Source organism: Bacillus bingmayongensis (assembly GCF_000299035.1).
Lineage (GTDB): Bacteria > Bacillota > Bacilli > Bacillales > Bacillaceae_G > Bacillus_A > Bacillus_A bingmayongensis.
The window spans coordinates 339,229-364,892 of record NZ_JH921518.1 but is presented as its reverse complement, the minus strand read 5'-3'; the positions used below and the strand labels follow the sequence as shown (position 1 = coordinate 364,892).

Here is a 25,664-nt window from a genome sequence, read left to right as displayed (position 1 = left end):
AATTTAATTATAATTTATTATACAACTGGCTACAAGGACATGAGGAGGAAGAGAAATGAAGGGGATAGAGGAATTGAAAGAACAATATCCACTATTAAACAATCTAATTTCATTGGAAGAAATATTTTGGACGAATCCGAACATTGAAAATTTCCAAACAGCGATTCAAGCTTCTCCGCTTACGGAGGTCGATGTAAAAGGTGCTGAAGAGAGATTAAAGCGTTTCGCACCATATATTGCAAAAGTTTTCCCAGAAACGAAAGGAACGAATGGGATTATAGAATCGCCTTTAGTGAGAATACCATCTATGAAACGTTCTTTAGAGCAAAATTATGAGCAATCTATATTAGGGGAATTATTACTAAAATGCGATAGTCACCTTCCAATATCAGGCTCAATCAAGGCTAGAGGTGGCATTTATGAAGTGTTGAAACACGCAGAAGAATTAGCTTTTCAGCACGGAATGTTAACGAAGCAAGATGATTATTCCATTTTAGATAGTGATAGATTTCGAGACTTCTTCTCGGAGTATTCCATTGCGGTAGGATCAACGGGTAATTTAGGACTTAGTATCGGCATTATGAGTGCTAAGTTAGGCTTTAATGTAACTGTTCACATGTCAGCTGATGCAAAACAATGGAAAAAAGATTTACTAAGAAGTAAAAATGTAACGGTTATTGAATATGAAGCGGATTATAGTAAAGCGGTAGAAGAGGGGCGTCTGCAAGCAAATGCAGATCCTACCTGCTATTTTGTTGATGATGAAAATTCTCATGATTTATTTTTAGGGTACGCGGTGGCAGCATCTCGATTGCAAAAACAGTTAGAAGAGTTAGAAATTATAGTAGATGAAGAACATCCTTTATTCGTTTACCTTCCGTGCGGGGTAGGTGGTGGACCTGGAGGAGTAGCATTTGGCTTAAAGTTATTGTATAAAGACAATGTCCATTGCTTCTTTGCAGAGCCTACTCACTCCCCATGTATGTTACTCGGTTTAATGACTGGACTTCATGATAAAGTTGCAGTTCAAGATATTGGTGTTGATAATATAACAGATGCGGATGGTCTTGCGGTAGGGAGACCGTCTGGATTTGTCGGTAAAACGATGGAACCGTTTCTAAGTGGTAATTATACAGTTAGCGATTCGCAGTTGTATAAATTGTTAACGGAACTTGCTGATACAGAAAAAATCTACTTAGAGCCTTCTGCGCTAGCAGGTATGATAGGTCCAATGAAATTATATATAGAGGGCAAAGAGTATTTGCAAAAGCATAATTTAACAGAAAAAGTGAATAAAGGTACACACATCGTTTGGGGAACTGGTGGTAGTATGGTTCCTGAAGAAGTGATGATGCAATATTATCAAAAGGGTTTGAATTTAGCGTTAGAGGAACGAAAGTAATAAAAGATGAGGCTTGGATGGCCTCATCTTTTTTATTTAAATAAGATTACCTTTAAGATTGGATGAAAAGCAGTTCAATTTACTGTATATTTAATTAGTCATTCTAATAAATGCTAAAATTCTTTGTTATTTTTAACGTGGTTCATTATAGTATAGGTATAAGCTTTTATAAATATAAAGGGTTACTAATATGAATCGAATACAATTAAGAAGCTTCATTTTACATAATAAGAGGATGTGTATATACAATGTCAATACAGTCAAAATATTTAGCAGGTATTTCACTTGGAGTGATGGGAGTTGGTTTTGCTGCAACAATCCCGTTTCAAGGAACGCTAGCAGGAGAGATTATACAAGGTGGATTTGAAGCGGGATTAGTAGGTGGACTGGCTGATTGGTTTGCAGTTACAGCGTTATTCCGCCATCCGATGGGGATTCCAATTCCGCATACAGCGCTGCTCCCTAAAAATCGGAAACGGGTTACAAAAGGGCTCATTTCTACACTAGAAAATGAGTGGCTAACGAAGGAAAGTATAACGAGTAAAGTAAAAGAAATGCAGTTATCACAAATGGTGTTGCAGATTGCAGAAAGAGAGCTACAATCCGATGCTGTGAAAAAAGGGATTGTTACAATTGCTGAAAAAGCGATTTTTCAAATTGATACCGAAAAGTTAGCTATTGTGATTGAAAAAGAATTAAAAACATATATACATACGGTTAATACAGGAAACATACTGCAAGTCCTTATTGATCAATTGGTTGTGCAAGAATACGATGAAAAAACACTTGATTATATGTTAGTCAAAGCGAAAGAGTGGACAGCCCAAGAAGAGGCTCGTTATCAGCTTGGAAGCTTAGGAATGAAAGCGATGGAAAATATAAAGGTAGATGGATTTTTGCAGTTTACTCTTAAATCGTTCATGAATATTGTGGATGAAGATAAAATTGGAGGGATTTTACAGAAATTTGTAATTAGTAATATTAGTAGCTTACAAAATCCTGATAATAGTACAAGACAGCTTATATTAATGAAAATTCGTCAAGAACTTATTCATGTTAAGGAAAATGAAGCAGTATTACGAGAACTAGAGAAGTGGAAAGAAAACTGGATCAAAAATTGGAATGCTGCTGAGAAGATAAAGGAATTGTTAGGACAAGCACAAGAAAAAGCAGTTGCTTTTATTAAAAAAGAAGAATTTGTAGATCAATATCTTCTTCCATTTGTAACGAAACAAATGAACAAAGTGAAAGAAGATCCAGTAACAGTTCGAAAAATGGAAGACTGGCTGCAAAAGCAAATTGTAAACCTTGTTGAAAACAATCATTCTAAGATTGGAAAACTTGTGCAAGAAAATCTTGATAAGTTAGATGATAAAACGCTAATTGAAATGATTGAAAATAACGTGGGTAAAGATCTGCAGTGGATTCGAGTGAATGGTGCTGTTTGTGGTTTTATGATTGGGTTGGTGTTAGAAGGATTGAAGGCGATTATATAGTTATATATGTAGCATTGGAAAAGAGAACATCTTCGCTTTATTATGAAGGTGTTTTTTATTTTATATTTATGATCCAAGTACTCCATGTCAATGTGAATGGTCCTAGTTGGAGTATTCCTGCTGTTTGGTTTAATCGCAATTGGCTTATCGTTAGCGATGGTATCTTTTGCTAAAAGTTCAACTTCTGGCAGCCTCTGTACAAAAAATCGTTGGTTTTCTGCCGCAGCGCTGGTTACTAGACACAGTGGCAAAGTTACAGCAAGGTATGCAGTTTACAGATTTATATTTAAACATTTTAATTTTATTCGTTTTTGCGATTGCTTTCTTTTTAATTGCCATCTATAAGTTTGACAGAAATAATGATGCGAGGAATTTATTTAATAGAAAGAGGATGCGGTATAATGCTGCATCTTTTTTTGTAATTGTTCATAAAATAAAATCTCTATTGAAATACTATCCGAAGACAATTATTTTGTACGGAAGGAAAATAAAATGGTGAAAAAGATATTACGTATTAGTTTTATTATCATTAGCATAGTAATTTTTCTTTTTATTTGGATGCATATTGATGTAACTCTGGGGAGAAAAATAGAGGCTGAGAAAAATCAACCGAGAGAGTATGCACCTCGTTATAGTGACTTCCAATTATATGTAGATGGAAAATCATTATATAAGCAGCTGTTTTCTGATATTAAAGAAGCGAAATATTCTATTTTTACATTTTTCTATATTATTTCTGATGATGAAAGCAGTCATTCATTTTTAAACTTGTTGAAAGAAAAAGCAGAGGAAGGAGTTCAAGTATATTTATCGATAGACTGGATTAATGATTTATCATTCCAAAGAAAGCTTACGAAGGAATTGAAAGCAAGTGGTGTTCATTTTACATATAGTAGAAAACTTGAATTTCCATTCTTTTTCTATTCACTTCATCATCGCAATCACCGCCGCATTACAACGATAGATGGGAAAATAGGATATAGTGGTGGATTTAATATCGGTAATGAATACTTAGGGAAGGACAAGCGCTTTGGATATTGGCGAGATTATCATGTGCGCTTGCAAGGAGAAGGAGTGAATGATTTAGAAGAACAATTTGTGTTAGATTGGAAACGAGATACTTCAGAAGAAATTACGAGAACAGCTCGACCTAATGTCAAAGGAAAAACGCTACATACGATGTCTAGTTATAATGGTCATAAAGTTGTTACGAAGTATATGGAATTAATAAAACAAGCAAAGAATTCTATCATAATTGCTACATCTTATTTTATACCGAGAGATAAAGAACTCATGAATGCTTTAATTCAGGCAAGAAAACGCGGTGTCTCGGTAAAGGTACTTTGGTCTTACAAACCGGATATTCCACTTATAAAAGAAGCAGCCTATCCGTATATTCGTCAGTCGATTGAAAATGGAATCACTGTATATGGGTATAAAAAGGGAATGTTTCATGGGAAAGTAATGGTACTCGACAACGAAATAACTGTGATTGGTACAACAAATTTTACTTCGCGTAGTTTTCATATTAATGATGAGATGGACTTCTATGTATATGGTGGCCCGATGATTCAACAAATGAATCAAGCGTTAGCACAAGATTTTCAAGATTCAAAAGAGATTACTTCATCATTTTTTGATCATTTATCATTTTTAGAGAAGTACAAAGAAAAAATAGCATGTTTGTTTAATTACTATTTATAATGAAAATGGATGGGAGATTAATGTGAAAGAATTCCATTGTTGTAGAAGGAATTTTAAATAGTAAATGAAATAACATTGTAATTCTTAGTAGAAATAACAAAGGAATTAGCATTCAAAAACGCTCGGAGAATAAACTCGGAGCGCTTTAATTTTTATTGTAGGATTTTTTCAGTCCAAGCCTAAATCATCTATAAGTCTTTTTTTAAATAGTAATGCTTAAAGTCTCTGCCGACATTATCAAGGACACCAAACACTTGATAACCGTGCTTTTTATAAAAATCTAATGCTTGAAAACTTAAAGTATCTACTTTTATGAAGTCGCAATTCTTTTCTAAAGCTATTTGTTCGATTTCTAATAAGAGTTTAGTTCCATATCCTAGTTGACGTATGTCTTCATCAATCATAAAAGTATGAATCTCTAACCAATTCCAGCAAATTTCACCTAATATGCCTCCGCGAATCTTACTGTTTTCATCCTTAAGAAATAAATGAATCTCTTGGTATCTGCCTCTTAAATCTACTGGGAAATGCTTTAAGTTATATTCATAAAGCTGGTTGTTAATGTAATTTTTATCCGTTCCACTTAATTCTTTTGTAATATGTAAATCCATTCATTTCTCCTCCTACAACTTTTCTTGAATAAGTATCGTCATCATCTCAATATACTTATTCTAACACGAGTTTCCTAATATTCTGTTTTTTTTATATCCAAAATGGCCACTGAAACTATCCTTCGATTTAGGTATTCAACATCTATTGTTAATGTGTTGAAAGTAATACCATTTAGAGCATTATTTTAATTGTTCAAACCATATAACATTTAAAAAGCGAGTATAAACTGTATGAAATTTCACACTCAGAAACGTGTTTTTCAATTAAAATATCCTTTGAGGGATAAATAAAGTTGGTTGAGGAGGAATTGGAGTGAATCGTCAAACTGCTATTCGTGAGATTGTAGAGCGTATGTTTATACTTCAATTAAATCATCCTATAAGAGTGGGTGTTAGTGGTATAACAGCCTCAGGGAAAACAATATTTGCAAATGAGTTGCAGCAAGAAATTCATTTGCGAGGAAGAAAAGTAATCCGGACGAGTATAGATAATTTCCACAATCCAAGGATAGTTAGATATTCACAAGGTAAGGAATCAGCTAAAGGATATTATGAAGATGCTCATGATTATAAGGCATTTGCTGAGCGATTATTGATTCCCTTAGGAGCTGGTGGAGATATGCGATATATGATGAAATCACATGATTTAGAAACAGATATGTATATTGAATCGGATCTTATACCAGCGTCAAAAGATATGGTATTCATAGTAGATGGTACTTTTTTATTTAAGAAAGAATTGCAACATTTATTTGATTATAAAATATTTGTAGAAACGGATTTTGAAATTGCAAAAGAACGTGGTTCAAGTCGGGAAGCGAAAGTATTTGGGAATAAAGAGAAGGCAGAGGAAATGTTTTCAAATAGGTATCATGCGGCTTGTCATATGTATATAAAAGAGCACGCGCCAAAGCAATGTGCAGATGTAGTATTAATGAATAATGATATTGAAGCACCGAGGGTTGTATTTAAGAATTTTTGATTTTAGCAGTAGTGTAGAGAGCGGTTATTAGAAGTAGGGTTCATGAATTGTGGATAATAGGGCGTTGTTTTCTTTTCAATGTCATTTGGATATTACTTTTTTAGAAAGTGTGAGGTGCGGAAAAATACCGCACCTATTTTAAAAACCATAATTGCAGTTGCTTTGTTTTTGAAAAGTCATTTTTCTTCTGCGAGTTCTGTTAACCCATGATTAATTAATGTGCCAACATGCTCACCTAAACATATTTTTTTCATAACCCCTGGTTCATCAAAATTAAAGACATGTGCGGGTAATTGATAGTCACGAGCAAGTAATAAGGCTGATTGATCCATCACTTTTATATTGTTCCGAACAACATCATTATAGTTTAAATGACGATACATTTTTGCTGACTTATTTCGTTTCGGATCACTTGTGAAGACGCCATCTACACCTTGTTTTGCGACTAAAATCGCATCGCTATTCATTTCGATTGCTCGCTGGACACTTGGGTAATCTGTTGTAACGAACGGTTGCCCATTCCCACCGCCAAAGATGACGATATATCCTTTTTCTAAATGGTGAACGGCCCGTAAACGAATATAGGGCTCTGCCACCGCTGTAAACGGGATAGATGTCATAACGCGCACTTCTTTATCTGTCTTGCTTGTGAGTACGCCTCGTAGCATTAAACTATTCATAATTGTACCTAATGTCCCTATATTATCCGCTTCCACGCGGTCGATCCCCCATTCCTCAGCTAAATTGCCCCTGAAAATGTTACCCCCGCCAACGACAAGAGAAACTTCAATACCTAAATCGACAATTGATAAAATCTCAGTTGCGATATGTTCTAAACGTTTGGAACCGAAACTATTTCCATCTTGATCAGCTAGAGCGCCACCGCTTAATTTAATTAGAACACGTTTGTATGACTTCATGAATTTATCCTCCTATACATATGACAATAAAAAAGGAGCAGAGGCGAATGCCTTTGCTCCTTTACGAGAAAATGAAATAGAAAAGGAAGAGCTATAATGAAATCTTTTGTATGATTCTTCATAACATCCACTCCTTTTTATTTCAATTATTTTTGAATAAATGTATCTTTTAGATTATACAAAATAATCTGATGTTTTACCAATACTATTTTATTTCTTTATCGTCAGAATGTGTCAATGAATATTTAGAGAAAAAAATTCAAATCTTTTGTGACAAACTTGTAGGTTTTTGTCTGATTTTGTAGGTTCGCCTATATCATGTGAGTAAGCTTTTATCATTATAAATTGAAAGCGTTCGCATGAAGGGGATGAAAATAATATGAAAAAATTCGGATTGGCAACACAAATATTTGTTGCACTTGTTTTAGGGATTGTAGTAGGGGCAATCTTTTATGGCAATAAAACAGCGATTTCTTATATCACACCAATTGGGGATATATTTATTCATTTAATTAAGATGATTGTGGTACCAATTGTTATTTCAGCACTGGTTGTTGCGGTAGCTGGTGTAGGGGATATGAAAAAGCTTGGAAAGCTGGGCGGTAAGACAATTCTTTATTTTGAAATTATTACAACAATCGCAATTTTAATGGGATTAATCGCAGCGAACGTGTTCCATCCGGGAACGGGCGTTGATATGAATAGCCTACAACAAAGTGATATTTCATCATACAAAGAAACTGCTGATGCAACGCAGAAAAAAGGCTTTGCAGAAACGATTGTTCACATTGTACCGACAAATGTATTTGAATCACTGGCACAAGGTGATTTATTACCGATTATTTTCTTCTCAGTGCTATTTGGTTTAGGAGTTGCAGCAATTGGTGAGAAAGGAAAGCCAGTTTTTAATTTCTTTGAAGGTGTGCTCGAAGCGATGTTTTGGGTCACAAACCAAGTTATGAAATTTGCTCCGTTTGGCGTATTTGCACTGATTGCTGTTACAGTTGCGAAGTTTGGTGTGGCAACACTACTTCCTTTAGGAAAATTAGTGCTAGCTGTGTATGTAACTGTTATACTATTTGTTATTGTTGTATTAGGTATTAATGCACGTATGGTAGGAGTAAACATTTTTACATTAATGAAAATTTTAAAAGAAGAACTTATCCTTTCGTTTACAACAGCAAGTTCAGAAGCTGTTTTACCTAATATTATGAGAAAAATGGAAGAGTTCGGTTGTCCGAAGGCGGTTGCTTCTTTTGTTATTCCAACAGGGTATACATTTAATTTAACTGGTTCGGCCATTTACCAAGCATTAGCAGCATTGTTTGTCGCCCAAATGTACGGTGTACACATGTCATTAACGGAGCAAGTTACATTATTATTCGTTTTAATGTTAACGTCAAAAGGTATGGCTGGGGTTCCAGGTGCTTCATTTGTTGTTGTGTTAGCAACATTAGGTTCAATGGGATTACCATTAGAAGGTATTGCATTAATTGCTGGTATTGACCGCATTTTAGATATGATTCGCTCATCTGTCAACGTGTTAGGAAACGCACTAGCAGCTATTGTTATGTCAAAATGGGAAGACGAATTTGATCATGAGAAAGCAAAACAATATGTAGAAACTGTCAAGCAAACAGAAGCAGCATAAGAAATAAATGAGGAGTGGTAATGGTGGCAACAGTAACTGAAACTACAAAAAATGTAAGAATTGAAAAAGATTTTTTAGGTGAAAAAGAAGTACCAATGCATGCTTATTACGGAGTGCAAACAATGCGTGCTGTAGAAAACTTTCCGATCACAGGCTATAAAATTCATGATGGTTTAATTAAAGCATTTGCGATTGTTAAAAAGGCAGCTGCACTTGCTAATATAGATGTGGGAAGATTGGAATTGAAAAAAGGCGGTGCTATTGCCGAAGCTGCACAAGAAATTCTTGACGGGAAATGGCATGATCATTTCATCGTCGATCCAATTCAGGGCGGAGCAGGAACTTCAATGAATATGAATGCAAATGAGGTAATTGCTAATCGTGCCCTTGAATTATTAGAGATGGAAAAGGGAGACTATCATTATATTAGCCCAAATAGTCATGTGAATATGGCACAGTCAACAAATGATGCATTTCCAACAGCAATTCATATTGCAACATTAAATGCATTAGAAGTATTACTACAAACGATGGGTTATATGCATGATGTGTTTGAATTAAAAGCTGAGCAATTTGATCATGTGATTAAAATGGGACGCACACATTTACAAGATGCTGTACCAATTCGTCTTGGACAAGAATTTAAAGCATATGCTCGTGTAATTGAACGCGATATAAAACGAATTCAGCAATCTCGTCAACATTTATATGAAGTAAATATGGGAGCAACAGCAGTAGGTACAGGATTAAATGCAGATCCAGAGTACATTGAAGCGGTAGTGAAACATTTAGCTTCAATTAGTGAGCTACCTCTTGTTGGAGCGGAAGATTTAGTAGATGCAACGCAAAATACAGATGCATATACGGAAGTATCAGCTGCGCTGAAAGTATGTATGATGAATATGTCTAAAATTGCAAATGATCTTCGCTTAATGGCGTCAGGCCCACGTGTTGGATTAGCAGAAATTATGTTGCCAGCTCGTCAACCGGGTTCATCTATTATGCCAGGGAAAGTAAACCCTGTTATGCCGGAAGTAATTAATCAAATCGCGTTCCAAGTAATCGGTAATGATCATACGATTTGCCTTGCTTCAGAAGCAGGCCAATTAGAGCTAAACGTTATGGAACCAGTACTTGTCTTTAATTTACTTCAATCGATTAGCATTATGAATAATGGTTTCCGTGCCTTTACAGATAATTGCCTAAAAGGAATTGAAGCGAATGAGGGACGATTGAAAGAATATGTTGAGAAAAGCGTTGGTATTATCACGGCTGTGAATCCGCATATTGGATACGAAGCAGCAGCTCGCGTTGCGAAAGAAGCAATTGCGACAGGACAGTCTGTCAGGGAGCTTTGTGTGAAAAATGGTGTTTTATCACAAGAAGAATTAGATTTAATTTTAGATCCATATGAAATGACACATCCGGGGATTGCGGGAGCAGCTCTTCTAAAGAAAAATTAAAAGAAGAGGGGACATTCCCCTCTTTTTTGTTTACAATATAGAAGTGGTATATATGAATAAAGGTAGGGATGGTATGAGTAAATTTACGGTTTCCTCTAATGGCGCATTAGAAACAACATTAAGAGGAGTAGAAGTATTAGCAACACCACTTTTAAATAAAGGTGTCGCTTTCACAAAAGAAGAAAGGGAAGAACTAGGATTAAAAGGGCTATTACCGCCAGCGGTATTAACATTAGATGAGCAAGCGCGCCGCGCATATGAACAATTTAGTTCACAGCCGGATGACTTATTAAAGAATGTATACTTAACAGCACTCCATGATCGAAATGAAGTATTATTTTATCGTCTACTGACAGATCATTTACGAGAAATGCTCCCAATTGTATATACGCCAACTGTTGGTGTAGCCATTCAAAGATATAGTCATGAGTATCGCAAACCGCGTGGAATTTATTTATCCATTAATGATCCTTCTGGTATTGAAGAAGCGTTTGCTAATATTGGTGCAACGGCTGAAAATATTGATCTGGTCGTTGTAACAGATGGAGAAGGAATATTAGGAATTGGTGACTGGGGCGTTGGAGGTATTAATATCGCTATCGGAAAGCTAGCTGTTTATACGGCGGCGGTTGGAATCGATCCTAGTCGTGTATTACCTGTCATTTTAGATGTAGGAACGAACCGAGAGGATCTTTTAAATAATCCGTTTTATATTGGAAACCGTCATCCTCGTATAACTGGAGAGACCTATGATACATTTATCGATACATTTGTAAAAGCTGTATGTAACAAGTTCCCAAAAGCATTACTACATTGGGAAGACTTTAGTTCACGTAATGCACGTAAAATTTTAGATAAATATCGTGATCATGTATGTACATTTAATGATGATATTCAAGGAACTGGTGCAGTTTCACTAGCAGCTGTATTATCAGCAGTGAAAGCTTCTAGTGTTCCTTTATGCGAACATCGTGTTGTAGTATTTGGTGCTGGAACAGCTGGAATCGGGATTGCTGATCAAGTGCGAGATGCAATGGTTCGCGAAGGTTTATCAGAAGAAGAAGCAAATGAACGTTTCTGGTGCATTGATCGAAATGGTTTACTTACAGATAACATGAAGGATCTTCTGGATTTCCAAAATCCATACGCTCGTAAAGAATCAGAAGTGCGAGAGTGGAAACAAAATGAAACAATTGGACTTGCAGAAGTTGTAAAGCATGTAAGGCCAACAATTTTAATTGGTACATCAACGGTAGCTGGAGCCTTTACAGAAGAAATAATTAAAGAAATGGCTTCTCATGTAGACAGACCAATTATTTTACCAATGTCTAATCCAACACCACTTGCAGAAGCAAAACCAATAGATTTAATCCATTGGACAGAAGGACGAGCGTTAGTGGCAACTGGAAGTCCATTTGAGCCAGTTACATATGATGGTGTTACGTATATAATTGGACAATCAAATAATGCGCTAATCTTCCCAGGGCTTGGCCTTGGAACAATTGTTGTTCGTGCGAGTGTAATGACAGATGGTATGTTTGCAGCAGCGGCAGAAGCAGTAGCAAGCATGGTAGATACGAGTCAGCCAGGAGCACCTATTCTTCCAGAAGTAGAAGAACTCCGTAACATCTCAGAGATAGTAGCAATTGAAGTAGCCAAAGCAGCAGTTGCTGAAGGTGTTGCTCGCGAGGAACTCAGTGATAACGATATCAGAAAAGCTGTTAAAGAAGCAATGTGGCATCCTGTATATCGACAAGTAAAAGCAGCAAAACAGGTAACGCTATAGAAATGAAGCCCGTTTATATGATAAGCGGGCTTTCTTTGTAAATATAATTCATAAATAGGAAGTGGCATCTTTGAATTGGAATCAATTGTGGAAGAAAGATATGTCCCTTTTAATCATTTTAGTGTTAATTGTTCCAATAGCTGGAGAACTGAATTTTCATCCGTTTAATGATACATTCCGTGTTAGTTTTGGAACACCGATTTTTTTCTTTTTACTATTGTTTTTACGGAAAATACCAGCTATTGTAGCAGGTTTACTCGTTGGGCTATCCGTTGCCATATTTCGAATTAGCCTTGATTGGATGTTGCAAGGAACCTTTGATTTAGCAGAGTCTTTTTATTTGCGTTATCCAGTCTTCTTTTATTATTTTATTTATGGAAGTCTGTTTTCTTTATGTAGAGTAAATAGATTTCATCAAAAACCGTTCATCATAGGATGTTTTGGTATTTCAATTGAAATTATATCAAGTATGTCAGAACTTGCTTTTAATCACTTTTTGGTACTTGGTACAACGATCACAGTTTCGGAAGTAAATAAACTGATTATTATCGCTGTTTTTCGAAGTTTTTTTGCCCTTGGGTTCTTAAATATGATGAGTTTATATGAAACCAGATTAAAAGAAGCGCAGGTTCGGAAAGAAAATGAAAAAATGTTGATGCATCTTTCTAATTTATATGTGGAATCTGTTCATTTAAAAAAGACACTTCAAAATGCAGAATTAATTACACAAGAAGCATATCAATTATATCGGAATTTGCAAGCTAGTAATGATACAAGTAGCATAGAAATGCATAGTAAAAAAGTGTTGAAAATTGCTGGAGAAGTACACGAAATAAAAAAAGATAATCAAAGGATTTTTGCGGGATTATCAAAACTTTTATTAGATAAAAATCTTTCTGAATACATAGAAGGTCATGAGCTTACTGAAATGATTGTCAGGATAAATGAGAAGTACGCTCAGCTATTAGGGAAAGGAATAACATTTTTTAAAAAGATAGAAGGTGAACATGGGCAATACCATGTTTATACTGTATTGTCGATTTTAAATAATTTAGTTGCAAATGCTGTTGAAGCAATTGAAAATGTAGGTACAATTACGATAACGGCTAATCAACGAGATGAAACTGTGATATTTGAAGTGATAGATAATGGTTCTGGTATTACACCAAAGTATAAGGAGCTAGTATTTAAACCAGGGTTTACTTCAAAATATGATCAAACAGGAACACCGTCGACAGGAATTGGCCTTTCCTATATAAAGGAAATGGTGACGGAACTGGGAGGAGAAGTAACGCTTCAGAGCGGAGATTATGAAAGAGGCTGTAAGTTTATTGTAAGGCTACCAAAGTGTAGTTTAATGAGGGAGGAGGCATAAGGTGTTTTATTATATTGTAGATGATGATGAAGTATTTCGCTCCATGTTATCACAAATCATTGAAGATGAAGATCTTGGAGAAGTAGTAGGAGAAGTTGAAGATGGCACTTTCGTTGAAGTAGATCAATTGAATTTTAAAAAGGTAGACATATTATTTATTGATTTGCTAATGCCGATTCGTGATGGAATTGAAACAGTTCGGCACATTGCACCGTCGTTTACAGGGAAAATAATTATGATTTCTCAAGTAGAATCAAAGCAACTGATTGGAGAGGCCTATTTACTTGGGGTTGAATATTATATTACAAAACCATTGAATAAGATTGAAGTTGTATCTGTTGTGCGAAAAGTGATGGAACGCATTCGATTGGAACGATCCATACAAGATATTCAAAAATCATTGAATAACGTTTTTCAATGGGAACAACCGCAAGTGCGAAATGAATCGGTAGTAGAAGAGAAAAAAATAACGGACTCAGGACGCTTTTTATTATCAGAACTCGGGATTGCAGGAGAAAATGGAAGTAAAGATTTACTTAGTATGCTGGAATATTTATGTGGACAAGAAAAAGAGAAAACCTTTGCATATGGATTTCCGGCTTTAAAAGATATTTTTCACCATATTACGGTTAAAAAATTAGGAGAAAGTGCCTTTGAAGCAGAAATTGATAAAGAAAGAAAAGCTTCAGAACAAAGGGTGCGCCGAGCGATTTATCAATCTTTAAATCATCTAGCTTCCCTTGGTTTAACTGATTTTTCAAATCCGAAATTTGAAAGCTATGCTCCGAAATTTTTTGACTTTACAATTGTTCGTAAGCGTATGACAGAAATGACAAAAGAAGAACTAACAACATCTGGGCATACGAGAATTAACACGAAGAAGTTTATTCAAGTATTGTATTTTGAGGCAAAGCGGTTGATGGAGATGGAATAAGAAAGAAGATGCTTAGAAATGGGCGTCTTTTTTTTTGTTTTTAAATTCTGGATTTTATTTCATTTAATGGTAATAAAAGATTATAATTAATTGTAAAAAATACTGTGGAGTACATAAGTAAGGATGTGAATTAAAAATGATAAGCACAATTTTTAGTTACTTACTACTTGGAATTTCTCTCTCAGCACCTGTTGGACCTATCAATGTTGCTCAAATTAATAAAGGAATCAAAAATGGTTTTTTAAGTGCATGGCTTGTTGGAGTAGGAGCGATGTCAGCAGATGTCATTATGATGCTCTTAATTTATTTTGGGGTTTCCGTCTATTTAACAACACCTGTTGCGAAATTGATCATTTGGATATTCGGTTTTTTTACACTACTGTATCTTGGGTATGAAAGCATAAAGGATGCTTCTAAGCAAGTGGAAAGCAAAGAGGATGGAGAAAGAGAACATCCGATGAAATCATTTGCTTCAGGATTCTTAATTGCAATCTCTAACCCACTTAATATTGTATTTTGGATTGGTATTTATGGGGCAGTTTTGACAAGTGCAATTGGTACTGTAGGAAAAGAACAGGCGCTATTGTACAGTATTACAATATTTGTTGGGATTATGATTTGGGATTTATTTATGGCGACTTCTATTCATTTTGGAAGAAGATTTATAAATAACCGTATGATGAAATGGATTTCTATTTTTGCGGGAATTGTTTTAGTTGGATTTGGGATGTATTTTGGATATGAAGCAATTAAAGGGTTAAGAGAAATCATATAAGAGAAGGATTGCGTTATTAGGACGCAATCCTTTTTGTTTTTTTAAGTAATTGTTATTTTATATTGATGTGTATACATGTAAAATGTTGTATGAGAGTAGATAGGGATATTAGAAATGTTTGTATTTTAATGTTTTTTTTATATAGCATATAGAGTGGAGAATGATTATTTTTAGGGAAGGGTCAAAATAATGAGCTTTACATTGAATAAAACAATAATTACCCAATTGTGCGGAAAAACCTCATATAAAAAAGGTGAGGCGTATTATAGGACAAGCAAAGTGAATATTACGGATTATGATGCTGAGAGAAATATTTGCGGAGCGACGGTGAAAGGGAATGAAGATTTTTATGTTACGATAGAAACTGCTGACAATGGTGATATTGTTGGAAAATGCAGTTGTCCCTCGTTAGCTTCTCTTGCTTCATACTGCCAACATATCGCAGCTGTATTACTATATATCAATAATTTTAATCGAACAGGAAAAACATTGGAGTCTAGCGGTTCCATAAATAGTATGTCTCAAGATGTTCAAATAGCGAATGGAATGTTGGATTTATTTGATGATAAGCCACTGCGTCCGAAAAGTAAGCAGCATCGATTTGATACGCGAAAGATACTTGATGTGGAATTTATTTGTATTCCAGTTGTTTCAAAAAACGGGGGAACTTTGTTTGGGATCCAGGTGAAGCTTGAGAAGCTATATCCTGTATATAAGATTAGAGAGTTTCTTAATAAAGTGGAACAAAGAGAGCCTTTCATATGTTCAAATGATTTTACCTACACGCCAGATGCTTATAGCTTGCGTCCGGAAACAGATGCTGTTATTCAACAGTTGATTCAAATGTATCGGAATGAAAAAATGTATGTAGAATCGTTGCAAATGAATTCCGAGCAAGATGAAAGGATGATTTTTATTCCACCTGCTTCATGGGAACATATTCTTACATTGCTTTCTGCTACTCCACTTGTAACGTTTGAATATGATGAACATTCATTCCATGGAATATATATTTCAAAAGAGCTATTACCTCTAGAGTTTGAGTTCAAAAAAAGCAGTAACGGAGGATATACACTTCAGATTGATGGGTTACAACAAGTTCAAGTAATGGATACATATAGTTATGCTCTTTTTGGAGGAAGATTATATCGTCTAAATGCGGAAGATTGTAATCGGCTTATTGAATTAAAGAGAATGATGGATCGGTCTCGAAGTAATCAATGTCATATTCCAGCTGGGAAAATGGAGCATTTTATAGCGAAAGTAGTGCCAGGTTTAATGAAGCTTGGAAACGTCCGAATTGATGAGGTTGTATCGGAACGTATTGAAAAAACACCTCTTAAAGCCAAGTTGTTTTTAGATCGAGTCAAGAATCGATTACTTGCCGGACTAGAATTCCAATATGGAAATGTTGTTATCAATCCGTTAGAAGGGGATGGACAACCATCAGTTTTCAATCGAGATGAGAAAAAAGAACAAGAAATTTTAGAAATTATGAATAATAGTGCCTTCGCGAAGACAGAAGGTGGTTATTTTATGCATAATGAGGAAGCAGAATATAATTTCTTATATCACGTCGTTCCGAAGTTAAAGAGTTTACTGGAGATTTATGCGACAACTGCTATTAAGTTACGAATTCATCGAGGGAATAGCGGGCCTATGATAAGGGTAAGGCGGAAAGACCGAATAGATTGGTTATCATTCCGTTTTGATATAAAGGGGATTCCTGAGTCTGATATTAAAAATGTATTGGCTGCACTTGAAGAGAAACGTAAGTATTATCGATTAGCAAACGGTTCATTATTATCATTAGAGAGTAAGGAGTTTAATGAAATCAATCAGTTTATAAAGGAATCGGGTATTCGAAAAGACATATTACAAGGCGAGGAAGTGGATGTACCACTAATTCGCAGTGTGAAATGGATGAGTTCGCTTCAGGAAGGAAATGTTTTGAGTGTAGATCAATCTGTTCAAAAATTGGTGGAAAACATTCAAAACCCTAGAAATCTAAAGTTTACTGTACCGGACAGCTTAACTACGGTACTTAGAGAGTATCAAAAATATGGGTTTGAATGGATGAAGACACTCGCATATTATCGTTTTGGTGGCATATTAGCAGATGATATGGGACTTGGTAAAACGCTGCAAAGCATTACTTTTATCGCTTCCATTTTGCCTGAAATTCGAGAGAAGAAACTACCTGTTTTAGTCGTATCGCCGTCTTCTTTAGTTTATAACTGGCTGAGTGAACTAAAGAAATTTGCTCCTGATATACGAGCTGTTATCGTCGATGGAAATCAAACAGAGCGCCGAAATATTTTAAAAGATGTTACAAAGTTTGACGTTATTATTACGTCATATCCTTTATTGCGAAGAGATGTAAGGCTATATGCACAGCCATTTCATACGTTATTTTTGGATGAGGCGCAAGCGTTTAAAAATCATACGACGCAAACTGCAAAGGCAGTGAAAACGATTCAAGCAGAGTATCGTTTTGCACTGACCGGAACTCCTGTAGAGAATTCATTAGAGGAACTTTGGTCCATTTTTCATGTAGTATTCCCGGAATTGCTTCCAGGAAGAAAAGAGTTTGGAGACTTGAGGCGTGAAAACATTGCAAAACGAGTGAAGCCGTTTGTATTACGTCGTTTAAAAGAAGATGTCTTGCAAGAATTACCGGAGAAAATAGAGCACTTACAATCGTCTGAACTACTACCAGATCAAAAAAAACTTTATGCAGCTTATTTAGCAAAGCTAAGAGAAGAAACGTTAAAACATTTAGACAAAGATACATTGCGTAAAAATAAAATTAGAATTTTGGCTGGTTTAACGAGGCTTCGGCAAGTTTGTTGCCACCCGGCGTTGTTTGTTGATGATTATAAGGGGAGCTCAGCCAAATTTGAACAGCTACTCGAAATTGTTGAGGAGTGCAGAAGTACAGGGAAGCGAATTCTTATTTTTTCACAATTTACGAAGATGCTTTCCATTATTGGACGTGAGTTAAATCGTCAAGCTGTCCCGTATTTTTATTTAGATGGGAATACACCATCAGCTGATCGTGTAGAACTATGCAATCGATTTAATAAGGGAGAAGGCGATTTATTCCTTATCTCTTTAAAGGCTGGTGGAACCGGACTTAATTTAACGGGTGCTGATACGGTTATACTGTACGATTTATGGTGGAATCCTGCTGTTGAACAGCAAGCGGCAGACCGTGCATATCGAATGGGACAAAAAAATACTGTGCAAGTCATTAAATTAGTAGCACATGGCACAATTGAAGAAAAAATGCATGAGCTTCAGGAAAAAAAGAAGGATTTAATTGCAGAAATCATTGAGTCAGGACAAGAGAAGTTGTCTTCAATTACGGAGGAAGAAATTCGGGATATTCTTATGATCTAACATGGTAACCGTTGGAGGGTTTAGAGGAAATAAAAAGCTATTCTTTCCTAAATGCGAAAGAATAGCTTTTTTCATTAGGAACGTAATAATCCCATTTTTCTTCGTTTAAAGTAAGTGGCTATTAGCGCTAGTTATCATGTTTCGGATTACTTGCTACTACCAGGTTTTTTAGTTATTTTTTAGTACCTTTACTTTTATAAGGTTTGGCATTCTTTTTTTTCTTAGCGCTAGACTGCCAACGGTTCCAACCTTTGCTACCTGTTCCTTGGCCTGTTCCCTTTTTTGCTTTTGCTTTCGTTTTACTCATATCATCACTCCGTTACTATTCTATAGAAAATCTATTTCGATAGTAGTCAATGTCTTTGAAATAAAATTTTAATCCATGACTATGTTACTTCTTATCAGTTGCCTATAAGACGAACAACCAGAATGTTATAGTATATCACAAAATGGACAGAAATTTGTTGCATTATGAATCATTATTAAAATTTGTATAGATCTATTCGATTTGTAGAACATTACTACATACGAAATATAAAAAATGTAGTAAAGGAATTTAAAATATGAGAAATACAGTAGATTCTGTTTTTCGGACAATCATCCTTCTTGTGATATACATGATGGTTACTTTGAGTAAAGCATTTTTGGGATTGAAACCACAAAAGAATCGCTAACTCTCATAAGGTTTTAAAGAATCGATAAAGCCATAAAATAAAGAATTGAAAAATATTTTTAAACTTTTTGTTGACTTTCTTATTTTTTTGTATAGAATAATCATTAATAAAATGTTTCAGAGATGTGACAACAAAACGACTGTGAAAGGACGAGTAGTAGTAGGATGTAGTCGAAGCGAGTCAGGGGTGGTGTGAGCCTGATACGAAGCCTGTTATGAAGAACCTCCTGGAGTCGCTAACCGAAATCCTTTAGAGGAAAGTAGACTTAGCCGGGAACTTCGCCGTTACAAGAAGAACAGTATCGAGATTTCTTTAATCTCCGTACTGAATAAGTGAGCAACCTCTGTTGCTAATTTGGGTGGTACCGCGGAACCAAAGCCTTTCGTCCCAGTTTTTTGGGAAAGAAGGGCTTTTTTTGTTGGCTTCTTTCCACTACATCCAAACATTTTAGGAGGAAACCAACATGTATCAATCATTAATGACAATAAGAGAGACACAAATCGCAATTAAGGAAGTTAAAACATTTTTTGAGGATCAATTAGCAAAACGACTTGGACTATTCCGCGTATCTGCACCACTATTCGTAACGAAAAAATCAGGTTTAAACGATCACTTAAACGGTGTAGAACGCCCAATTGAATTTGATATGCTTCATTCAGGAGAAGAACTAGAAATTGTTCACTCACTATCGAAATGGAAACGACTTGCATTACATGAATATGGTTATGAAGTTGGTGAAGGTTTATATACAAACATGAACGCAATTCGCCGTGATGAGGAACTTGATGCAACACATTCCATTTATGTTGACCAATGGGATTGGGAAAAAATCCTTCAAAAAGAATGGCGTACAGTAGATTACTTACAAGAAACTGTACGAACAATTTATGGAATATTCAAAGATTTAGAAGATCATTTGTTTGAAAAATATCCGTTCCTTGGGAAATTCTTACCAGAAGAAATCGTATTTATTACATCTCAAGAATTAGAAGATAAATATCCAGAGTTAACACCGAAAGATCGTGAGCATGCGATTGCGAAAGAACATGGTGCAGTCTTTATTATTGGAATTGGGGATGCACTTCGCTCTGGTGAAAAACATGATGGACGCGCATCTGATTACGATGATTGGAAATTAAACGGGGACATCTTATTCTGGCATCCAGTACTACAATCTTCATTTGAATTATCATCAATGGGGATTCGTGTTGATAGTAAATCACTTGATGAACAGTTAACAAAGACAGGTGAAGATTTCAAACGTGAGTACGATTTCCATAAAGGAATTTTAGAAGACGTGCTTCCGCTTACAATTGGTGGCGGTATTGGACAATCCAGAATGTGCATGTATTTCTTACGTAAGGCGCACATCGGTGAAGTTCAATCTTCTGTGTGGCCTGATGATATGCGTGAAGCGTGTAAGAAGGAAAATATTCACTTGTTTTAATGAAGAATGAATGGAACTACTTTTTGAACGAGGATTGACGATTTATAAGTCTACAAAAAGAATGATTTAAACTAGCTTTACCTATTCATTAGTTTTGAAGTGTAAAGATTTAAAAAACATCCGAAATATCAAAGGATATCTTTTTCTGAAGGTAGAGCAGAGGAAAAGAGGCACATGATATTTTTGGATGTTTTTTACGTTTCGTAAATACGTACATTATCAAAAAATAACAGCTAATTGTATGGTAGACTGGAATTTTAAATAACATGTATGTAGTAATTAGCCTATTAAGATACAGGTTACGCATTTCATTTATAGATGTCTGTGACAGAACGTTTTTTAGATAACCAAAAGGGGAGAAAAGTATGTTACATAGTTTACATGCAATAGAAGAAGCACGAAATGGAAACGTGTATACGAAAGAAGCAAATATATGGTTGGGGTTTTTATTGGAGGAATATGGGACAGTAAGTATAGAAAGGAATTACCGAAGTGTATTAGAGTATGTGGAACGGACGCTAAGGCATTTAGAAAAGATGAATGTTTCATATGGTATTCGTGCTCGTGTAGAAACTGTATTGTGTTGGAGTGAAGTATCGAAGTGTGGTTCTGTAACGCAGCGCAAGAAGTGGAAGGATTTAGGAGTATCGTTTTTAGCACATAACGAAGATTCAGCTTATATTTATAGACGCTATTTTCCATATGATGATGTAACGTTTACGCTTATTCGTACACATGGATTAATAGGACAAGTTTTACGAGGAGAAGTATCCATGACTTCTCATAACGAATTGGTAAGATTATGGAAACAAGGTGTAATTCCAAAAGATGAACTGCGTGAAGTGTTGCGTGTTTTAAATGAATGTATTATTACTGGGGTGTCTGATAAGTTATGGAAAAGAGTACAAGAAGAGGTATATGAACGTATTGAACAAATACTTTGCGGAGACCTGATTGAATATAGTGTTAAGGAAAGAATTCGGCGGTTACGCACAAATGCCTCACCTAACGATACATATTTTATTCAAGAGTATGATTCAATTATGAACGATAGGTTAGAAGAAATGTTTACAGTTCTATTTAATTATGATCTTTGGTATGTAGAAGCAGCATTAACTCATTTTAGTTTCGAAGAATTCGTGAAAGTATTTGCATTAGCCTATCAACATATTACTCAGAAGAATATAGATCAAATCAGTTTCCAGCCTCTTATGGACGCATTGTATTATGAGAGAGATGGAGAAAAATACTTAAATATTTATACGAAACGAGCAATTGAAAAAGTATTGCGAAGTGTGTCCGTAGTAGAATTACTAAATATGAGTCAAATTCCTAAATCAGAAATGTATCCTGAATTAAAGGAAACTGAAAATGTATTAACAATTGGTTTTGGAACAAGTGAAGTTGGAAAAACGCTCATCGAATTTTGTTTAGCTTGTAAAAAAGAAAATAATGCTCATTATGAACAAGCTGTCATGATGTTATGTGAAATATTTGGATTGCGCCGGGATGCATTTGATCGCTTGGAAAATGAAGAAGAATATCTTTCACATATGAATGGTAGCGTCGATGATAAGGTTGTAGTTCTTCCATATGTGGTGGGAGATACAATAATAGAAATTGGCCCTGGTGGGGGTGCGATGATGAATAAATTCAAAGAGACTTATCCGAATAAATCGGTTATTGGGGTAGATTTATCGCGAAATGTAATTGAGAAATTAACAAATGATAAATACGAAAAAGGCTACGCCTGGGAAGTTACATTAGGAGATGCTTTGCATCTTGCAGAAACGTTTCATCCAGAAAGTATTTCTACAGTTCATTGTGGTTCAGTGAATCATGAGATCTTTTCTTATGGAGAAACAGAAGGTAAGAAGTTTAATATTGCAACAATGGAACGTTTGGTGAAGAGTGTATTTCAAGTATTGATCCCTGGTGGACGTTGGATTATTCGTGATGGAGTAAAAACAGAAAGTGAAGAATGGTGTGAATTGTATTTTCATGATGAAACCGCAATACCTTTCTTAAAAAACTATCAACGTGATTTCAAAGGACGACAAATTAGGTTAAATATATTAGACGTAGATCGGGTAAGGATGCCGATTAATGATGCAATGGAATTTTTATATACATACACGTGGGGGGAGGAAGCGTACCCACACGAAGTGCAGGAACAATTTGGTGTATTCACACTTCAAGAATATATTGGTTTTGTAGAGAGTGTTATCGGTTCAGAGAATGTAAAAGTAATCGAAGCGAAGCAGTATCTTTTAGAAGGTTACATAGAACATTTATCATCAAAAGTTACATTGTATGATGAGCAAGGCGAACAAATGGCATTACCAAATAGTACATGTTTGCTTGTATTTGAGAAAATATAAATTTGTTTGATGTTTGCATTTTATTGCACATTAATGGGCGGTAAGCTCCCTGCTGATTAAAGTTTCACTGTATATTTTAAGCTAATTTTCTCTAGATTTTACTTAGATTTTACTTTCACCGCCTACAATGAAAACAAGAAAACGTAAATGATAAAAATTTATGCTTGTTTCATAAGGTTAGGAGGAAATGTGATGGAATTAATAATTGACCATGTAACAAAAAAATACGGCGGGAAAATAGCATTGAATGATTGTAGTTTGCATTTGAAACCAGGAGTGTTAGGGCTTTTAGGCCCGAACGGTGCGGGGAAGTCTACACTTATGCGTATACTAGCCACAATTGAACAACCGACGACTGGTAGCGTAATATGGGATGGAGAAAATATTCAAAAGAAACCGAAGTTGTTACGTTCAGAGCTCGGATATTTACCGCAAGACTTTGGCGTCTATCCAAATATGAATGCAGTAGAATTTTTAGAATATATCGCAGCGATGAAAGGATTATCAATGAGCTCTTCAAAAAAGCGGATCAACGAACTACTTGAAGCGCTAAATTTAACAAATGATAGGAAAAGACTATTAGGTGGATACTCTGGTGGAATGAAGCAAAGAATTGGAATTGCACAGGCTTTATTAAATGACCCGAAATTATTGATTGTAGATGAGCCAACTGTAGGGTTAGATCCTGAAGAAAGGATTAGATTTAGAAACTTATTATCTAGTCTTTCTACGGATAGAATTGTTATTTTATCGACACATATTGTAACGGATATTGAATCGATTGCGACAGGTATCGCTATACTATCAAAAGGGAATGTACTAGCTCATATGCGTCCTGAAAAACTATTAAAGCATGTAGAGGGAAAAGTATGGGAATGGGTTATACCAGCTTCTGAGTTAAATCATGCTCAAAAGAAATATATAGTAAGCAGTGCAGTTCACCGGAGTGATGGAATTCATGCACGTATTGTTTCAAATAATGCGCCTAGTAAAAAAGCATTTATGATTGAAGCCTCTCTTGAAGATGCTTATCTTTATTATGTTTCTTCGAAGGGAGGACATAAAATTGAACAATGTATATAATCTAAATTATTTTATTAAAAATAATTTAATTAGACAAATGAGAAGTTATCCATTTTTAATTGTAATCGGATTAACCACTCTTTTTGGGTATGCTTGTGTACCAGCAGCTTCAGCAGGGTATGAAGTATTTTATCTTGGCGGAGTTAGAGGTGTATATAATTCAACTTGGCTTGGTGGAATGGGAGCAATGACGTCTACTTTGTTTATTTGGTTGCTTGGTTTTTATATGTTAAGAAGTCAAATTTCAGACGATCAACGGTTAGGAGTAGGACAATTAATTGCAGCGTCACCTATAAGTAAATTTCAATATATTTTTAGTAAAACGATTTCTAATTTTATTGTTTTAGTAGCTATTGAGACGGTATTTATCGTTGCTTTTATAGCGATGCAATTTATACGTGGGGAAGACCTTTCATTTCAATTAGGTGGTTATTTGTATCCACTCTTTTATATTGTATTTCCTTCGCTAGTTCTTCTTGCGGCATTGACAACTTTTTTTGATGTCTTTCCTGGTTTGAAAGGTGTAATAGGCAATATTGTATTCTTTTTCTTATGGGTTTTATTAGCAATTATGTCATTTGAAGTCCCAAATCGCTATTTGGATATATTTGGTTTGGGGGTTATTCGTTCAGATATGATACATGATGCAATCCGAGAGTATGAATTTTTAAGAGGAAAAGGTGGCGGAGGTTTTGGTTATAACCCAGTAGAAGGAAAGATAAAAACATTTCACTGGGATGGAGTAACTTGGAGTGCTGAAATACTTGTAACAAGTTTGACTTGGCTTGGGATAGCGCTGTCATTCATTTGGATAACTTCCCTTGTATTTAATAGGTTTTGTACGTTTCCTAAGGAAAAGGGAAAGGTAAGGCAGTTTGAGGGGAGTATGAAAGCAACCGCTGTGAACCAACAAAATCAAAACTCTTTTATATTCACTTCTATAATGAGAACAAAAAGTATTAATATGTTTCGTTTAATTGAAGCTGAGCTATCGATTATGTTAAAAGGTTTTACGATTTGGTGGTACGTAATTGCGATTGGGCTTATTGCATTTGGATTGATATGTCCAGTAGATATATCAAAAGGATGGCTACCTATTATTATGATTTGGCCAATTGCTATTTGGTCGCAGATGATGACGAGAGAACAGTTTTATAAGACAGATCAAATCATTTATTCAAGTTGTTCCCCTTTTTATAAGTTTTTTACAACGTGGATTTCAGGTATTATAGTAGGCCTGATCATCTCCAGTGGTATTATTATTCAAGTTATATTAATTGAAGATATTTCATTTCTGCTCTCTTGGTTTAGTGGCATAGTATTCATTTCAACACTAGCATTGACACTTGGTGTATGGAGTCGGACTCGAAAATTATTTGAAGTGTTGTATATGCTGTGGTGGTATTTAGGGCCAGTGAACAATCTTCCGTATTTGGACTTTTTAGGAGTATCAACATCATATTTCATTCTTTATTTGTCTATGTCGATTGTATTATTATGTATCGCAATGATGGGACAGCTGCAACAAATAGGAAGATTACGGCTAATGTTCAAATAAGTAGTCAAGAGGAGTGGTGA

Annotated in this window: 18 protein-coding genes, 1 pseudogene and 1 other annotated feature; of the genes and pseudogenes, 16 read left to right on the top strand and 3 right to left on the bottom strand. The window is 35.3% G+C overall.

The features are described 5' to 3' along the window. Positions 1 to 55: 55 nt before the first annotated feature. From Y7E_RS0116325 to Y7E_RS0116310, 4 genes and pseudogenes are all read left to right on the top strand, one after another. Complete coding sequence (locus Y7E_RS0116325) at positions 56 to 1,402, top strand: D-serine ammonia-lyase (protein WP_017152344.1); 1,347 nt, start codon at positions 56 to 58, stop codon at positions 1,400 to 1,402. 248 nt (positions 1,403 to 1,650) lie between these two features. Next, entirely contained in the window at positions 1,651 to 2,898 is a 1,248-nt protein-coding gene (locus Y7E_RS0116320; protein ID WP_017152343.1) for a DUF445 domain-containing protein, read from the top strand. 96 nt (positions 2,899 to 2,994) lie between these two features. After that, positions 2,995 to 3,271, top strand: a pseudogene (locus Y7E_RS31855) (ABC transporter permease); the annotation flags it as partial. A 119-nt stretch (positions 3,272 to 3,390) separates the two neighbouring features. Then, positions 3,391 to 4,602, top strand: a complete 1,212-nt coding sequence (locus Y7E_RS0116310) for a phospholipase D-like domain-containing protein (RefSeq protein ID WP_017152341.1) — start codon at positions 3,391 to 3,393, stop codon at positions 4,600 to 4,602. 188 nt (positions 4,603 to 4,790) lie between these two features. On the opposite strand, the gene Y7E_RS0116305 is transcribed toward Y7E_RS0116310, so the two are convergent. Continuing rightward, positions 4,791 to 5,213: a GNAT family N-acetyltransferase gene (locus tag Y7E_RS0116305; protein ID WP_017152340.1), complete on the bottom strand. Its 423-nt coding sequence runs from the start codon at positions 5,211 to 5,213 to the stop codon at positions 4,791 to 4,793. Between the two features lie 313 nt (positions 5,214 to 5,526). On the opposite strand from Y7E_RS0116305, the gene Y7E_RS0116300 reads away from it, so the two are divergent. After that, on the top strand, positions 5,527 to 6,195 hold the full coding sequence (locus tag Y7E_RS0116300; protein WP_017152339.1) for a nucleoside/nucleotide kinase family protein: 669 nt from the start codon (positions 5,527 to 5,529) through the stop codon (positions 6,193 to 6,195). A 176-nt stretch (positions 6,196 to 6,371) separates the two neighbouring features. Here the strand turns inward: Y7E_RS0116300 and pyrH are convergent, their stop codons facing one another. After that, a complete protein-coding gene (gene pyrH, locus Y7E_RS0116295; protein ID WP_017152338.1) occupies positions 6,372 to 7,115 on the bottom strand; it encodes a UMP kinase in 744 nt (247 codons plus the stop codon). A gap of 379 nt (positions 7,116 to 7,494) precedes the next feature. Here pyrH and Y7E_RS0116285 point away from each other — a divergent pair, with 379 nt between their 5' ends. The 7 genes from Y7E_RS0116285 to Y7E_RS0116255 all read left to right on the top strand — a co-directional run bounded on the left by Y7E_RS0116285 (position 7,495) and on the right by Y7E_RS0116255 (position 18,501). Further along, positions 7,495 to 8,766, top strand: coding sequence for a cation:dicarboxylate symporter family transporter (locus Y7E_RS0116285; RefSeq protein WP_017152336.1), 1,272 nt, complete (start codon positions 7,495 to 7,497; stop codon positions 8,764 to 8,766). Positions 8,767 to 8,786: 20 nt separating this feature from the next. Further along, complete coding sequence (gene aspA, locus Y7E_RS0116280; RefSeq protein ID WP_017152335.1) at positions 8,787 to 10,229, top strand: aspartate ammonia-lyase; 1,443 nt, start codon at positions 8,787 to 8,789, stop codon at positions 10,227 to 10,229. Between the two features lie 52 nt (positions 10,230 to 10,281). Beyond that, the gene (malS, locus tag Y7E_RS0116275; protein WP_017152334.1) at positions 10,282 to 12,015 is read left to right on the top strand and encodes an oxaloacetate-decarboxylating malate dehydrogenase; all 1,734 of its coding nucleotides are present in this window, start codon (positions 10,282 to 10,284) and stop codon (positions 12,013 to 12,015) included. Positions 12,016 to 12,076: 61 nt separating this feature from the next. Further along, complete coding sequence (locus Y7E_RS0116270) at positions 12,077 to 13,390, top strand: ATP-binding protein (RefSeq protein ID WP_081584645.1); 1,314 nt, start codon at positions 12,077 to 12,079, stop codon at positions 13,388 to 13,390. A 1-nt stretch (position 13,391) separates the two neighbouring features. Then, positions 13,392 to 14,324: a response regulator gene (locus tag Y7E_RS0116265; RefSeq protein WP_017152332.1), complete on the top strand. Its 933-nt coding sequence runs from the start codon at positions 13,392 to 13,394 to the stop codon at positions 14,322 to 14,324. Positions 14,325 to 14,460: 136 nt separating this feature from the next. Continuing rightward, positions 14,461 to 15,099, top strand: coding sequence for a LysE family translocator (locus tag Y7E_RS0116260; protein WP_017152331.1), 639 nt, complete (start codon positions 14,461 to 14,463; stop codon positions 15,097 to 15,099). A gap of 189 nt (positions 15,100 to 15,288) precedes the next feature. Continuing rightward, the gene (locus Y7E_RS0116255) at positions 15,289 to 18,501 is read left to right on the top strand and encodes a DEAD/DEAH box helicase (protein ID WP_017152330.1); all 3,213 of its coding nucleotides are present in this window, start codon (positions 15,289 to 15,291) and stop codon (positions 18,499 to 18,501) included. Between the two features lie 172 nt (positions 18,502 to 18,673). Here Y7E_RS0116255 and Y7E_RS30960 read toward each other — a convergent pair whose 3' ends face one another. Next, positions 18,674 to 18,808, bottom strand: a complete 135-nt coding sequence (locus Y7E_RS30960) for a DUF3934 family protein (RefSeq protein ID WP_017152329.1) — start codon at positions 18,806 to 18,808, stop codon at positions 18,674 to 18,676. Positions 18,809 to 19,307: 499 nt separating this feature from the next. Then, positions 19,308 to 19,568: a binding site (T-box leader), on the top strand. Positions 19,569 to 19,638: 70 nt separating this feature from the next. Here Y7E_RS30960 and asnA point away from each other — a divergent pair. The 4 genes from asnA (at position 19,639) to Y7E_RS0116230 (ending at position 25,644) form a co-directional block, all read left to right on the top strand. Continuing rightward, positions 19,639 to 20,622 carry an aspartate--ammonia ligase gene (gene asnA, locus Y7E_RS0116245; protein WP_017152328.1) on the top strand — a complete coding sequence of 328 codons (984 nt, stop codon included), beginning with the start codon at positions 19,639 to 19,641 and terminating at the stop codon, positions 20,620 to 20,622. 365 nt (positions 20,623 to 20,987) lie between these two features. Next, positions 20,988 to 23,003: a class I SAM-dependent methyltransferase gene (locus tag Y7E_RS0116240; protein ID WP_017152327.1), complete on the top strand. Its 2,016-nt coding sequence runs from the start codon at positions 20,988 to 20,990 to the stop codon at positions 23,001 to 23,003. Positions 23,004 to 23,195: 192 nt separating this feature from the next. Continuing rightward, positions 23,196 to 24,086: an ABC transporter ATP-binding protein gene (locus Y7E_RS0116235; protein ID WP_017152326.1), complete on the top strand. Its 891-nt coding sequence runs from the start codon at positions 23,196 to 23,198 to the stop codon at positions 24,084 to 24,086. A 37-nt stretch (positions 24,087 to 24,123) separates the two neighbouring features. Next, positions 24,124 to 25,644 (top strand): hypothetical protein, encoded by a 1,521-nt coding sequence (locus Y7E_RS0116230; protein ID WP_051128670.1) that lies wholly within the window; start codon positions 24,124 to 24,126, stop codon positions 25,642 to 25,644. The last annotated feature ends 20 nt before the right edge of the window (positions 25,645 to 25,664 follow it).

Bases quoted from the DNA above. Each gene is read 5' to 3' on its own strand.
- Y7E_RS0116255 (WP_017152330.1), top strand. From the start codon at position 15,289: ATGAGCTTTACATTGAATAAAACAATAATTACCCAATTGTGCGGAAAA.
- Y7E_RS0116320 (WP_017152343.1), top strand. From the start codon at position 1,651: ATGTCAATACAGTCAAAATATTTAGCAGGTATTTCACTTGGAGTGATG.
- aspA (WP_017152335.1), top strand. From the start codon at position 8,787: ATGGTGGCAACAGTAACTGAAACTACAAAAAATGTAAGAATTGAAAAA.
- Y7E_RS0116305 (WP_017152340.1), bottom strand. From the start codon at position 5,213: ATGGATTTACATATTACAAAAGAATTAAGTGGAACGGATAAAAATTAC.
- Y7E_RS0116240 (WP_017152327.1), top strand. From the start codon at position 20,988: ATGTTACATAGTTTACATGCAATAGAAGAAGCACGAAATGGAAACGTG.
- malS (WP_017152334.1), top strand. From the start codon at position 10,282: ATGAATAAAGGTAGGGATGGTATGAGTAAATTTACGGTTTCCTCTAAT.
- Y7E_RS0116230 (WP_051128670.1), top strand. From the start codon at position 24,124: ATGAGAAGTTATCCATTTTTAATTGTAATCGGATTAACCACTCTTTTT.
- Y7E_RS0116325 (WP_017152344.1), top strand. From the start codon at position 56: ATGAAGGGGATAGAGGAATTGAAAGAACAATATCCACTATTAAACAAT.
- Y7E_RS30960 (WP_017152329.1), bottom strand. From the start codon at position 18,808: ATGAGTAAAACGAAAGCAAAAGCAAAAAAGGGAACAGGCCAAGGAACA.
- Y7E_RS0116235 (WP_017152326.1), top strand. From the start codon at position 23,196: ATGGAATTAATAATTGACCATGTAACAAAAAAATACGGCGGGAAAATA.
- Y7E_RS0116285 (WP_017152336.1), top strand. From the start codon at position 7,495: ATGAAAAAATTCGGATTGGCAACACAAATATTTGTTGCACTTGTTTTA.
- Y7E_RS0116310 (WP_017152341.1), top strand. From the start codon at position 3,391: ATGGTGAAAAAGATATTACGTATTAGTTTTATTATCATTAGCATAGTA.
- Y7E_RS0116260 (WP_017152331.1), top strand. From the start codon at position 14,461: ATGATAAGCACAATTTTTAGTTACTTACTACTTGGAATTTCTCTCTCA.
- pyrH (WP_017152338.1), bottom strand. From the start codon at position 7,115: ATGAAGTCATACAAACGTGTTCTAATTAAATTAAGCGGTGGCGCTCTA.
- asnA (WP_017152328.1), top strand. From the start codon at position 19,639: ATGTATCAATCATTAATGACAATAAGAGAGACACAAATCGCAATTAAG.